This is a genomic window from Bradyrhizobium sp. AZCC 1610 (assembly GCF_036924515.1).
In the GTDB taxonomy this organism is placed as follows: Bacteria; Pseudomonadota; Alphaproteobacteria; order Rhizobiales; family Xanthobacteraceae; genus Bradyrhizobium.
In genome coordinates this window covers 3,556,620-3,569,789 of sequence record NZ_JAZHRR010000001.1, presented here as the reverse complement: position 1 = coordinate 3,569,789, position 13,170 = coordinate 3,556,620, and the positions used below count along the sequence as shown (strand labels likewise).

At 64.5% G+C, this 13,170-nt stretch carries 8 protein-coding genes and 2 pseudogenes; all 10 read left to right on the top strand.

Going from position 1 to position 13,170, the window contains the following annotated elements:
- The first annotated feature begins 207 nt into the window (after positions 1 to 207).
- The 10 genes and pseudogenes from V1279_RS17675 to bamA all read left to right on the top strand — a co-directional run bounded on the left by V1279_RS17675 (position 208) and on the right by bamA (position 13,170).
- Positions 208 to 2,638 (top strand): annotated as a pseudogene (locus V1279_RS17675) (caspase family protein).
- A gap of 222 nt (positions 2,639 to 2,860) precedes the next feature.
- Positions 2,861 to 3,859 (top strand): 30S ribosomal protein S2, encoded by a 999-nt coding sequence (locus V1279_RS17670; protein ID WP_334438221.1) that lies wholly within the window; start codon positions 2,861 to 2,863, stop codon positions 3,857 to 3,859.
- A 133-nt stretch (positions 3,860 to 3,992) separates the two neighbouring features.
- Complete coding sequence (gene tsf, locus V1279_RS17665) at positions 3,993 to 4,919, top strand: translation elongation factor Ts (protein WP_334438219.1); 927 nt, start codon at positions 3,993 to 3,995, stop codon at positions 4,917 to 4,919.
- A gap of 71 nt (positions 4,920 to 4,990) precedes the next feature.
- The gene (gene pyrH / locus V1279_RS17660; protein ID WP_334438216.1) at positions 4,991 to 5,707 is read left to right on the top strand and encodes a UMP kinase; all 717 of its coding nucleotides are present in this window, start codon (positions 4,991 to 4,993) and stop codon (positions 5,705 to 5,707) included.
- Between the two features lie 70 nt (positions 5,708 to 5,777).
- Complete coding sequence (gene frr / locus V1279_RS17655) at positions 5,778 to 6,341, top strand: ribosome recycling factor (protein WP_108516164.1); 564 nt, start codon at positions 5,778 to 5,780, stop codon at positions 6,339 to 6,341.
- A gap of 42 nt (positions 6,342 to 6,383) precedes the next feature.
- The gene (locus V1279_RS17650; protein WP_334438212.1) at positions 6,384 to 7,139 is read left to right on the top strand and encodes an isoprenyl transferase; all 756 of its coding nucleotides are present in this window, start codon (positions 6,384 to 6,386) and stop codon (positions 7,137 to 7,139) included.
- Positions 7,136 to 7,981 (top strand): phosphatidate cytidylyltransferase, encoded by an 846-nt coding sequence (locus V1279_RS17645; protein ID WP_334438209.1) that lies wholly within the window; start codon positions 7,136 to 7,138, stop codon positions 7,979 to 7,981. Before V1279_RS17650 ends, V1279_RS17645 begins: the two co-directional genes overlap by 4 nt.
- Positions 7,982 to 7,985: 4 nt before the next feature.
- On the top strand, positions 7,986 to 9,209 hold the full coding sequence (gene dxr, locus V1279_RS17640; protein ID WP_334438207.1) for a 1-deoxy-D-xylulose-5-phosphate reductoisomerase: 1,224 nt from the start codon (positions 7,986 to 7,988) through the stop codon (positions 9,207 to 9,209).
- 43 nt (positions 9,210 to 9,252) lie between these two features.
- Positions 9,253 to 10,428: an RIP metalloprotease RseP gene (rseP, locus tag V1279_RS17635; RefSeq protein ID WP_334438205.1), complete on the top strand. Its 1,176-nt coding sequence runs from the start codon at positions 9,253 to 9,255 to the stop codon at positions 10,426 to 10,428.
- A gap of 173 nt (positions 10,429 to 10,601) precedes the next feature.
- Positions 10,602 to 13,170, top strand: a pseudogene (bamA, locus tag V1279_RS17630) (outer membrane protein assembly factor BamA).

Sequence of the window (13,170 nt, the reverse complement as noted above, 5' to 3'; positions counted from 1 at the left end):
GGGAGGAACTCGCGCAGTCGCCTCACGATGCGGGCGAACACGATCTGGAGGAAAGGATACGCCCGCCGGAAGGCCGCGACAATGCGAATTTCGGTGCCGGAACCGGGTGTGGCGGGCCCCATGCCTTGCTGAGAGCGCAATTGTTCAAGAAATATTCAGCTTAACGCGCGTTCCATGCGGCGCTCGGGCAGCGACAGGGTGGGATCCATGCGGTTAGCAAGAAGTTTGTCGATCCTCTCGGTGTGTCTCGTCGCGATATCAGGACTGGCGGGGCATTTGGACAAGGCCGCCGCGCAGCAGCCGGAAAAGCGTATTGCGCTGGTGGTCGGCAATGCCGCCTATGCGAAATCGCCGCTTGCGACGGCGGCCAATGATGCCGGCCTGATCGCGCAGACCCTGCAGGCGGCCGGCTTCGACGTGATCGGCGCCCGCGATCTCGATGGCGACACGCTGCGCAAGAGTTTCCGCGACTTCATCCAGAAAGCCGAAAGCTCGGGGCCGGACACGGTCGCGATGGTGTATCTGGCCGGTTACGGGCTGCAACTGGCGGGCGAGAATTATTTCGTGCCGGTCGATTCCGCGATCAACCGCGATGCCGATGTTCCGATCGAGGCGCTGCGGACCGGCGACTACATCCGTCAACTCGCCTCGCTGCCGCTGAAGGCCGGCATAGTCGTGCTGGACGCGGCGCGGCAGCAACCTTTCGTCAACGGACAGATCGCAAGCGGTCTCGCCTTGGTCGAGGCGGACCCGCATATGCTGATCGCGTTCAACGCGGCGCCCGGAACCGTGGCGCCGGCCGAGCAGGGATCGTACGGCATCTACGCCCAGTCGCTGGCCGAGATGATCCGGACCGGCGGATTGCCGCTGCCGGAGGTTTTCAATCGCGTGCGGCTTCGCGTCAACGAGGCGAGCAAGGGCGCGCAGGTGCCCTGGGACAGCCAGAAGGTCGACGCGGCCTTCACATTCTTCGAGCGCGCACCGGATGCGCCCGCAGCACCGCCGCTGGACCAGGTCGCTGCCATCCGCAGCAAACCGATCCGCGATCTCGGCGTGCAGGAAGCCTACGCCGCCGCGCTGGAGCGCGACACGCTGCCGGCCTACGAGGATTTTCTCGGCGCCTATCCCGACGATCCGCTGGCAAAGCGGGTGAGGGCGATCGCGGCGGCGCGGCGCGAAGCGATCACGTGGCGCCGCACCTACCGCGCCGACACTCCGAACGCCTATTGGTCGTATCTGCAACGCTACCCGCGCGGGCCTCATGCCGCCGACGCGCGCCGCCGTCTTGCCATTCTCACCGCGCCGCTGGAGCCGCCGCCGGCATTCGACGTCATCGACTACGACGTGCCGCCGCCGCCGCCGGAAGAGTTCATCTATGTCGATCGACCGGTGCTGGCCTTCGGCGATCCCGAGTTCGATTTTGTCCCGCCGCCACCGCCGCCGGTCTACTACCTGTCGCCGCCGCCGGAGGATTTCGTGGTGCTGGAGCCGCCGCCGCCGCCGATCGGGTTGTTCATCCTGCCGCAGCCGATCTTTGTGCCGATACCGGTCTATGTGAGGCCGCCGCGCTATGTGGCGCCACCGCCGAACAACATCATCTTCGCCAACATCCACAACAGGACCGTCATCAACAACGTGATCAACAGGCCGCCGCAGCCGGCGTTGCCTGCGGGCGGAGTTGGCGCCAGGCCTATTGGACGCCCCGGCTCCCCGGAGAAGACAGTTGCGCCGGCGCAGCGTAGTGGCGCCACGCCGACATTGCCGCCCGCCGTCGCGCAGAGGGCAACACTGATCCAGCAGGGCAGAGCGCCGGTACCGCCGAGCGCTACGATCAATCCTGCCGTGAGAACTGGTTTGCCCGGCGCTCCTGCGGGACCGACCGGAAGGCCGAACGCGACGCAGCCGGCGAACGCGCCAGGCACGCTGCCTTCGACACAGCCCTCGCCGAGGATCAATGCCCTGCCGGTTCCAGGCGCCAGGGGCGCGCCAGCCGCGCCTCCAAGCGCTGCGGTATCGCCGGGGGCGGTGAATCCGAACGCAAGGCTTGCGCCGGGCGCGCCCCGTCCGGGATCGGCCGCACCGGCTGCACCCAGCGCTGCTACCGGCTCCAGGCCCGCCATCGGGGCGACGGCTCCGGCTGGCCAGCAGCCAAGGGTGACCGCGCCGCCACCCAGCGCCGCCGCGCCGCCGAAGCCGAGCGCTACCGTTGCTCCGAGACCTCAACAGCAGCCGGAATTGCGCCGAGGCCCGCCGCCGTCGGCCGTACAGGCGGCAAGGCCGCCCACCACCGCCGGCATCCCGCATCACTCCGGCACCTCCACCGCCGCGGATGGCCGCGCCATCGCCTGCACCGAGGATGGCCGCGCCGTCTCCGCCACCTGCACGTATGGCCGCGCCACCGCCTCCGCCAAGGATGGCCGCACCGCCCGCGCCACCGCCGCGGATGGCCGCGCCGTCGCCGCCACCAAGGATGGCCGCACCGCCCGCGCCACCCCCGCGGATGGCCGCGCCGCCGCCGCCACCAAGGATGGCCGCACCACCACCGCCGCCGCCCCGGATGGCTGCTCCGCCACCAGCGGCGCGTCCGGCGCCTCCGGCGGCGGCGGCCAGGGCGTGCCCGCCGGGTGCCCGATGCTGATCGTTAACGGGCCGGATCATCGGATCTGGCCCGAAGGCGCCCTAAATCGCGAGGCCGGAAGGCCGAAAATCCGGCCTTATTTCCTTGCTTCTGGCTGGAATCCGGCTATACAGCGCGCCATCTCACACGGAAACATGGCTCAAAAGGCCGTCCGGTGGCAGCCGGGCCATAAGGCTCGTTTGCTCACACGTTTCCGGAGGAACCAACCGGAGAATCATCACTATGTCGCTACCCGATTTTTCTATGCGTCAGTTGCTTGAAGCTGGCGTGCACTTTGGTCACCAATCGCACCGCTGGAATCCGAAAATGGCGGAGTTCATTTTCGGTGCCCGCAACAACATCCACATCATCGATCTCGCCCAGACCGTGCCGTTGCTGCACACCGCGCTGAAGGCGGTATCCGACACCGTCGCCAAGGGCGGCCGTATCCTGTTTGTCGGCACCAAGCGCCAGGCGCAGGACGGCGTTGCCGAAGCTGCCAAGCGGTCGGCGCAGTATTTCGTCAATTCGCGCTGGCTCGGCGGCACGCTGACCAACTGGAAGACGATCTCGGGCTCGATCAAGCGCCTGCGTCATCTCGACGAAGTGCTCTCGTCCGGCGACGCCAGTGCCTACACCAAGAAGGAGCGGCTGACGCTGCAGCGCGAGCGCGACAAGCTCGACCGTTCGCTCGGCGGCATCAAGGACATGGGCGGCCTTCCCGACATGATCTTCGTGATCGACACCAACAAGGAAGACATTGCGATCCAGGAAGCGCAGCGGCTCAACATTCCCGTTGCCGCGATCGTCGATACCAATTCCGACCCCAAGGGCATCACCTTTGTGGTGCCGGGCAATGACGACGCCGGCCGCGCCATTTCGTTGTATTGCGACCTGATTGCCCGCGCCGCCATCGACGGCATCTCGCGCGCCCAGGGTGATCACGGCATCGACATCGGCGCCGCCGTTCAGCCGGCCCGCGAGGAAGTTCCGGCAGCACCCCAGCCGACCGGCTTCCAGGGGCTGGCCGGTCCGCGCGGCACCGCCGACAACCTCAAGAAGCTCACCGGCGTGTCGGGTGCGATCGAGAAGAAGCTCAACGACCTCGGCATCTTCCACTACTGGCAGCTCGCCGAGCTCGACCACGATACCGCGCACAAGATCGGCGAAGAGGTTGGTCTTCCGAGCCGGGCCGATGCCTGGGTCGCTCAGGCCAAGACGCTGACCGCGGAAGCGGAATAATTGATACGCCGGGTGGCCGGCTTTCCGGCCACCGGCTCTGTTCCTCAAGACTGAGCATTCCCTGGAGCTGACGGCGGCACGGCGCAAAGCGCGCGCCGCGCCCGCGGCTAACAGGCAAGAAGGATATTCGACGATGGCAACGATCACTGCGGCGATGGTCAAGGAACTGCGCGAGTCGACCGGCGCGGGCATGATGGACTGCAAGGCAGCCCTCACCGAAACTTCGGGCGACATGCCGGCCGCGCAGGATTGGCTGCGCAAGAAGGGCCTGTCGAAGGCCGCCAAGAAGGCCGGCCGCGTCGCAGCGGAAGGCCTGATCGGCGTGGCGACCTCGGGCGCCAAGGGCGTCGTGGTCGAGGTCAACTCCGAGACCGACTTCGTTGCACGCAACGAGCAGTTCCAGGGCCTCGTCAAGATGATCGCCCAGGTCGCGCTTGAGGTCGGCGCCGACGTCGAGAAGATCAAGGCGGCCAAGGTCGGCGACGTCACGGTCGAAACCGCGATTTCGGACGCGATCGCAACCATCGGCGAGAACATGACGCTGCGCCGCGCGGCTTCGCTCGAAGTCGGCCAGGGCGTGGTGTCGAGCTACATCCATGGCGCCGTGATCGATGGCGCCGGCAAGATGGGCGTGCTGGTCGCGCTCGAATCATCGGGCAAGACCGATGAGCTCGCGCATCTCGGCCGCCAGCTGGCCATGCACGTCGCTGCGACCAATCCGCAGGCGCTGGATCCGTCCGGCCTCGACCCCGAAATCGTGAAGCGCGAAAAGGATGTGCTGGCCGACAAGTATCGTCAGCAGGGCAAGCCGGAGAACGTGATCGAGAAGATCGTCGAGTCCGGCCTGAAGACCTATTACAAGGAAGTCTGCCTGCTGGAGCAGGCGTTCATCCATGACGAAAAGGGCAAGTCGGTCGCGCAGGCGGTGAAGGAAGCCGAAGGCAAGATCGGTGCGGCTGTGAAGATTGCCGGATTTGTGCGCTATGCTCTCGGCGAGGGAATCGAAAAGCAGGAATCCGATTTCGCAGCCGAGGTCGCGGCGGCCAGCGGCAAGAAGTAACCGCTGCGGTCACCGTCTTCCGGCGCAAACGCGCCGGAAGTCACCTGCGCGGGACAAGGAAGCGATAAGCAATGGCTGAGCCGGTCTATCGTCGCGTCGTGATCAAGCTCTCGGGCGAGTATCTCGCCGGCAGCCACTCCTTCGGCATTGACCAGCCCACCGTTGACCGTATCGCCGACGACCTGATCGCGGCCAAGAAGCTCGGCATCGAAGTGGCCGTCGTGATCGGCGGCGGCAACATCGTTCGCGGCGTCGAAGTTTCCTCGCGCGGCGTGTCGCGCCCGACCGGCGACACCATGGGCATGCTCGCCACCATAATGAACTGCCTGGCGCTGGAGGCCGCGATCGAGCGCAAGGGGACGCCGGCGCGGACCCTATCGGCGTTCGTGATGCCCGAGATTTCCGAGCTATTCACCCGCAGTGCAGCGCACAAATACCTGTCCGAGGGACGAATTGTCCTGCTGGGCGGCGGAACCGGCAATCCGTTCTTCACCACCGACACCACAGCTGTGTTGCGGGCGGCCGAGATCGGGGCGCAGGCCGTGCTCAAGGCCACCAATGTCGATGGCGTCTACAGCGCCGATCCCAAAAAGGACCCGTCGGCCAAGCGTTTCGATCGCCTGACGCATTCGCAGGCGATTGCCGGCGACTACAAGGTGATGGATGCGACCGCATTCGCGCTTGCCCGCGAGACGTCACTGCCTATCATCGTGTTCTCGATCGCCGAGCCAGGTTCGATCGGCGCGATCCTGCGCGGGACCGGCCACGGCACGGTGGTCGCTGGCTGAAACGCCGGTGCTGCTTCGAACCGCAGGCTTTAAGGCGCCGGCGGCTGGTTCCTAAGGAGGGGAGAGTATTATGCCCACGCCCGGTTTTGACATCAACGAATTGAAGCGCCGCATGCAAGGCGCCACCCACTCGCTCAAGCACGAGCTGGGCGGCCTGCGGACCGGCCGCGCCGCAGCGTCCATGCTGGAGCCGGTGCAGGTCGAGGCTTACGGCTCGCACATGCCCCTCAACCAGCTCGCGACCGTCAGCGTGCCGGAGCCACGCCTGCTCTCGGTGCAGGTGTGGGACAAGTCGATGGTGAAGGCCGTCGAAAAGGCGATCGTTGATTCCAACCTCGGCCTCTCGCCCGCGACCGAAGGGCAGGTGCTGCGCTTGCGGATTCCCGAGCTCAACGAGGAGCGGCGCAAGGAACTGGTGAAAGTCGCGCATAAATACGCCGAAGCCGCCAAGGTTGCGGTCCGCCATGTCCGTCGCGACGGACTGGATATCGTCAAGAAGCTCGAGAAGAATCACGAGATTTCCGAAGATGATCAGGAACGGCTCGCCAACGAAGTGCAAAAGGCGACCGACGGAACGATTGCGGAAATCGATCAGTTGCTTGCGGCGAAGGAAAAGGAAATCCTCACCGTTTGACGGCAACGTTCAAGAATCGAGATTGGTGCTGGAATTCAGATAATGCCGAACGCCGCCGCCCCCGCCACGGAAGGACCGGATCGATCCGTCCCGTTGCATGTGGCGATCATCATGGACGGAAACGGGCGCTGGGCGGCCGCGCGCGGCTTGCCGCGCGCCGAAGGCCACCGCCGCGGTGTCGAGGCGCTGCGTCGCGTCGTTCGCGCCGCCCATGAACTCGGCGTGCTCTATCTGACGATCTTTTCGTTCAGCTCCGAGAACTGGTCGCGGCCGGCGACCGAAATCGGCGATCTATTCGGACTGCTCCGCCGCTTCATCCGCAACGATCTGGCGACGCTGCATCGCGACGGCGTGCGCGTGCGCGTGATCGGGGAGCGGGAAGGGCTGGAGCCCGACATCTGTACGCTGCTCAACGAAGCCGAGGAACTGACCAGGGCCAACACCAAGCTCAATCTCGTGGTCGCATTCAATTACGGATCGCGGCAGGAAATCGCCGGCGCCGCCCAACGGCTGGCGCGCGAAGTGGCGGAGGGCAAGCGCGATCCGGCATCGATCGACGCCGATGCGCTCGGCCGCTATCTCGATGCGCCAGACATTCCCGATCCCGACCTGATCATCCGCACCAGCGGCGAGCAGCGGCTGTCGAACTTTCTGATGTGGCAGGCGGCCTATAGCGAACTCGTGTTCGTGCCGATCCACTGGCCGGATTTCGACAAGGCCGCGCTCGAAAGCGCCATTGCCGAATATGCCAGGCGGGAACGCCGTTTCGGCGGTCTGGCCGCGAAAACCGGATCGTGACCGAACCCGAAGCCGCGCCTGCGGCGGGCCAACCCGATTCGCGCAACCTCATGATGCGCATCGCCGTAGCCGCCGTGCTGATCCCGCTTGCGGTCGCGATCGCCTATGCGGGCGGCTGGCTCTGGACCGCGCTGGTAACGCTGGCTGCCATTGGCCTGTTCGTGGAATGGCTCGCGATCGTGGGTCTCGCCGGCGCTACTCGCGTGACGGTGCCGGGTGTGGCCGCGCTTGCGGTCGCCGGGCTTTGTTTTGCGATCGGCCGGCTCGATGCCGCGCTGGTCGTGCTGGCGGTCGGTTTCGTTGCGGTGGTGTCGATTGCGCCGGAACGGCGAGGCTGGGCGGCGGCGGGATTCTTGTACGCTGCGGCGGCCGAGATTTCCTCGGTGCTGGTGCGTCTCGATCCGGTAAAGGGATTCGCCGCGCTGATGTTCGTGCTGCTGATCGTATGGGTGACCGATAGCGGCGGCTATTTCGCGGGCCGCGGCATTGGCGGGCCGAAACTATGGCCGCGCGTCAGCCCGAAAAAGACCTGGGCGGGCGCCGCCGGCGGGTTTGCCGCCAGCCTGGCTGTGGCGGTCGGGTTTGCCGCGTTCGATCTGGGCAGAATCGGGCCGTTATTGATGCTTTCCGGGGTTCTTTCGGTCGTCTCGCAGCTTGGCGATCTCTTCGAATCCGCCGTGAAGCGCCGTTTTGGCGTAAAGGACTCAAGTCACATCATTCCCGGCCATGGCGGGCTAATGGACCGTCTGGATGGATTTGTCGCAGCCGTCGTCGTGGCGGCCCTTTTCGGCTTTCTGCGGGGCGGCGCCGATGGCGTCGGCCGCGGTCTTATGGTCTGGTGAAACGATGAGCGCAGTTCCATTGCGTAACAACAAGGCCGTGGCGGCAGCCGCGCGCACGGTCACCGTGCTGGGCGCCACCGGTTCGATCGGCGACAGCACCATGGATTTGCTGCGCGGCGCGCGCGACCGCTATTCTGTCGAGGCGCTGACCGCGAATTCCAATGTCGAGGCGCTGGCCAAACTAGCCAGGGAATTCGGCGTACGATTCGCAGCGATCGCCGACCCGTCGCGGCTCGGCGAATTGAAGGATGCCCTGGCCGGCACAAGCATCGAATGCGGCGCCGGCGAAAGCGCCATCATCGAGGCCGCCGCGCGTCCCGCCGATTGGGTGATGGCGGCGGTGAGCGGTGCCGCCGGGCTTAAGCCCGCGCTGGCGGCGGTCGATCGCGGCGCAACGGTTGCGCTCGCCAACAAGGAATGCCTGGTTTGTGCCGGCGATTTCTTCATGCAGCGCGCGGCGAAAGCAGGGGCCTGCATCCTACCGGCCGATTCCGAACACAACGCATTGTTTCAGGCGCTTTCCTCAGGCAACCGCGAGGAACTGGTGCGTGTGATCATCACCGCATCCGGCGGCCCGTTCCGCACCTGGGCCGCCACCGACATTGAACAGGCGACGCTGGCGCAGGCGCTAAAACATCCGAACTGGAGCATGGGCCAGAAGATCACCATCGATTCGGCCTCGATGATGAACAAGGGCCTCGAAGTCATCGAAGCCTCCTATCTCTTCGCGCTGACCGCCGACGAAATCGACGTTCTCGTGCATCCGCAGTCGATCATCCATGGCATGGTCGAATTCTCCGATCGCTCCGTGGTTGCGCAGCTCGGCGCGCCCGACATGCGCATTCCGATTGCGCACTGTCTTGGATGGCCCGACCGAATCGTCGGCCCCTCGGCCCGGCTGGATCTTGCAAAAATCGGACAGCTCACCTTCGAGGCGCCCGATTTCGAGCGGTTCCCGGGCTTGCGTCTGGCCTACGAGGCGTTACGTACGGGCCGTGGTGCGACCACGGTATTCAACGCTGCCAATGAGGTAGCGGTGGCGGCGTTTATTGCCGGACAGATCAAGTTCGGGTCGATCGCGCGCCTCGTCGAAGCCACAATGAACGACTGGATTCGCGCCGGGAACCTTGCGCCTTTGAGCTCGGCCGACGACGCGATTGCCGTTGACCATCACGCGCGAAATCGAGCCGCCGCCCTATTGCCTCAAATTGCCTTAAAGGCATCCTAGAGGGTTGGGGAGGGAGCCTTTGGCTCTTGTCGAGGGGAACCTGATGTTGGATTTTTTTCTAAATAGTTTCAATACGTTGGGCCATGGGCTCATCGGCTACATCATTCCCTTTTTGTTCGTCCTGACCATCGTCGTGTTCTTCCATGAACTCGGCCACTTCCTGGTCGCCCGGTGGGCGGGCGTGAAAGTGTTGACGTTCTCGCTCGGTTTCGGGCCGGAACTTGCCGGCTTCAATGACCGCCATGGCACGCGCTGGAAGATCTCCGCGATCCCGCTCGGCGGCTATGTGAAGTTCTTCGGCGACGAATCGGAAGCCTCGACGCCTGCCTCGGCCGAAGCGCTCGCCGGCATGACCGAGGAGGAGCGGGCGGGCAGTTTCCATCACAAGAAAGTCGGCGCGCGCGCGGCTATCGTTGCCGCCGGTCCGATCGCGAATTTCATTCTGGCGATCGTCATCTTCACCTGCCTCTTCACCTTCTTCGGCAAGCCGAGCACCACGGCGCGCGTCGACAAGATCGAAGCCAGCAGCGCCGCCGAGCGGGCGGGCTTTCAGGCCGGCGACGTCGTCACCGCGATCGACGGCAAGAAGATCGGCAGCTTCTCCGACATGCAGCGATTCGTGAGCGTTCGCGCCGGCGAGACCATGACCTTCACCGTCAAGCGCGGTGATTCCACCCTTGAATTGAAGGGCACGCCGGAACTGCGCGAAGTGAAGGATCCCTTCGGGAACACGCAACGGCTCGGGATTCTCGGCATCACCCGCGCGACGACGCCGGGCGAAGTGACCACCGAGAAGGTCGATCCGGCGAGCGCACTTTGGCTGGGAATCAAGGAAACCTGGTTCGTCATCGAGCAGACGCTCGCCTATATCGGCAACATCTTCACCGGCCGGGCGAGCGCGGACCAGATCGGCGGGCCGATTCGGATCGCGCAGATTTCGGGGCAGGTGGCCACACTGGGAATCATTCCGCTGCTTCATCTGGCGGCGGTGCTGTCCATTTCGATCGGGCTATTGAATTTGTTCCCGGTGCCCTTGCTCGATGGCGGCCACCTTATGTTCTACGCGGCCGAGGTGCTCCGGGGGCGTCCATTATCGGAAAAATCGCAGGAATACGGGTTCCGCGTCGGGCTGGTTTTGGTCCTGATGCTGATGGTGTTTGCCTTCTATAACGACTTCCATCAGGTGCCGTGGCTGAGGGGGCTGTTCGGGAGATCGTAGAAGCGGCTTTTTTGTGACGTTGCCCATTGGCAACGTCTTGGAATGAAAATGGAATCGCACCGCGATGTCTGGTTTGCCGCCCTGTCGAAATTGGCTACAAGCAATGCAACTTAGGGAATCTGCCGGTTCGTAGGGGTACGAGCCGGCAGTGCAATGACGAGGGCGCGTTGCGCATGATGTTGGGAATGCGAGTGCGGGGGGCTCTGCTGGGCGCTCTGATCATGGTGGCCGCGCCGATGGCGGGCGCGCTGGTGTCTGTGCCGGCTGCGGCCCAGACCGTGGCGTCGATCGCCGTTGAGGGGAACCGGCGCGTCGAGGTCGAGACCATCCGTTCCTATTTCAAGCCAGGCCCCGGCGGCCGGCTCGGGCAGGCCCAGATCGACGACGGCCTGAAGGCGTTGATCGAGACCGGCCTGTTCCAGGACGTGCGAATCAACCAGGTGGGCGGCCGGTTGGTCGTGACCGTGGTCGAAAACGCCGTGATCGGGCGCATCGCCTTCGAGGGCAACAAGAAGGTCAAGGACGAGCAGCTTTCGGCTGAAATCCAGTCCAAGCCGCGCGGCACATTCTCGCGCCCGATGGTTCAGTCGGACGCCCAGCGCATCGCCGAAATCTACCGGCGCTCGGGCCGCTATGACGTGCGTGTGACCCCTGAAATCATCGAGCAGCCGAACAATCGCGTCGACCTGATCTTCACGATCACCGAAGGCACCAAGACCGGCGTCAAATCGGTCGAGTTCGTCGGCAACGTCGCCTATTCGTCCTATCGCCTCAAGGACGTCATCAAGACGCGCGAATCCAACCTCTTGAGCTTCCTCGGTGGCGCCGACGTCTACGATCCCGACCGGGTCGAGGCCGACCGCGACCTGATTCGCCGTTTCTATCTCAAGAACGGTTACGCCGACGTGCAGGTGATCGCCGCGCTGACCGAATATGACCCCGACAAGAAGGGCTTCCTCGTCACCTTCAAGATCGAGGAGGGGCAGCAATATCGCGTGGCCTCCGTCGACTTCCAGACCTCCATCGCAACCCTCGATGCCGCCTCGATGCGCAGCTTCTCGCGCGTCAGCGTCGGCTCGGTCTACAATGCCGAGGCGCTTGAGAAATCCGTCGAGGAAATGCAGATCGAGGCCTCGCGGCGCGGCTACGCCTTCGCAGTGGTGCGCCCGCGCGGCGACCGCAATTTCGAACAGCACACCGTTTCGATCGTGTTCGCCGTCGATGAGGGCCCGCGAACCTATATCGAGCGCATCAACGTCCGCGGCAACACCCGCACCCGCGACTACGTGATTCGCCGCGAGTTCGACCTGTCCGAAGGCGACGCCTACAACCGCGCGCTGGTCGATCGCGCCGAGCGCCGGCTGAAGAATCTCGACTTCTTCAAGAGCGTGAAGATCCTGACCGAGCCCGGTTCGTCGACCGATCGCGTGATCCTGGTCGTCGATCTCGAAGAGAAGTCGACCGGCGACTTCTCGGTGTCGGGCGGCTATTCGACCACCGACGGTGCGCTGGCCGAAGTCAGCATTTCCGAGCGCAACTTCCTCGGCCGTGGCCTGTATGCGAAGGCGGCCGTGACCTACGGTCAGTACGCGCGCGGCGGTTCGCTGTCGTTCGTCGACCCCTATCTGCTCGACTATCGCGTCGCGCTCGGCCTCGACTTGTTCTATCGCGAGCAATTGGCGAACAGCTATATTTCCTATGGCACCAAGACGATGGGCTTCAGCCCGCGGCTCGGCTTTACCCTGCGGGAAGATCTCGCGCTGCAGCTCCGCTACTCGATCTATCAGCAGCAGATCTCGCTGCCGAACCAGCTCGCGAACTGTAACAACAATTCCTCGAACTCGTTGCTCGCGTTTCAATCCGAGCCCGGCATTTGCGAATCTGGTCGGCGCTCCCGCGGGCGGATCGATAACGGAAGGGGGCCAAACCGCCACCGATACTTCCGGCATCGGCCTGTGGTGCTATAGCGACGGCGAAGCCTCGCTGCCGGTCCGCAGGGAACTGCAGAGCGGCAAGGCGCTGACCTCGTCGGTCGGCTATTCGCTGAACTACAACACGCTGGACAACAACAAGAACCCGACCGATGGCTTGCTGATCGACTGGAAGCAGGACTTCGCCGGTGTCGGCGGCGACGTGAAGTACATCAAGTCGGCGATCGACGCGAAGTACTACACCCCGCTGGTCGCCGACATCGTTGGCTTGATCCATCTTCAGGGCGGCATGCTCAACAGTTTCGGCGGCAGCGAAATTCGGATGCTCGATCACTTCCAGATGGGCCCGAACCTGGTTCGCGGCTTTGCACCGAACGGCATCGGTCCGCGCGACATCAACCCATACGGCACGGGTGATGCCCTCGGCGGCACCAAATACTGGGGCGCTTCGTTCGAATTGCAGATGCCGTTCTGGTTCCTGCCGAAGGAAGTCGGGCTCAAGGGCTCGGTTTATGCCGACGCCGGCGGACTGTTCGACTACAAGGGACCGACGTCGTGGGCGCAGACGGGGGAGGTCAACGTGCCTGGCTGCGTCCCGCCGACCCAGGCGTCGGGAACGACTGCGGCCAATCCGGGAACCTGTTTGGGATTGCAGTATGACAACGGCAATGTGGTCCGCACCTCGGTGGGCGTCGGCATCATCTGGGCTTCGCCGTTCGGTCCGCTGCGCTTCGACTATGCGGTACCGCTTACCAAGGGTCAGTTCGACCGCGTGCAAGAATTCAAGTTTGGCGGCGGCACATCGTTCTAA

Bases quoted from the DNA above. Each gene is read 5' to 3' on its own strand.
- V1279_RS17650 (WP_334438212.1), top strand. From the start codon at position 6,384: ATGCCGAACGCCGCCGCCCCCGCCACGGAAGGACCGGATCGATCCGTC.
- tsf (WP_334438219.1), top strand. From the start codon at position 3,993: ATGGCAACGATCACTGCGGCGATGGTCAAGGAACTGCGCGAGTCGACC.
- pyrH (WP_334438216.1), top strand. From the start codon at position 4,991: ATGGCTGAGCCGGTCTATCGTCGCGTCGTGATCAAGCTCTCGGGCGAG.
- rseP (WP_334438205.1), top strand. From the start codon at position 9,253: ATGTTGGATTTTTTTCTAAATAGTTTCAATACGTTGGGCCATGGGCTC.
- V1279_RS17670 (WP_334438221.1), top strand. From the start codon at position 2,861: ATGTCGCTACCCGATTTTTCTATGCGTCAGTTGCTTGAAGCTGGCGTG.
- frr (WP_108516164.1), top strand. From the start codon at position 5,778: ATGCCCACGCCCGGTTTTGACATCAACGAATTGAAGCGCCGCATGCAA.
- dxr (WP_334438207.1), top strand. From the start codon at position 7,986: ATGAGCGCAGTTCCATTGCGTAACAACAAGGCCGTGGCGGCAGCCGCG.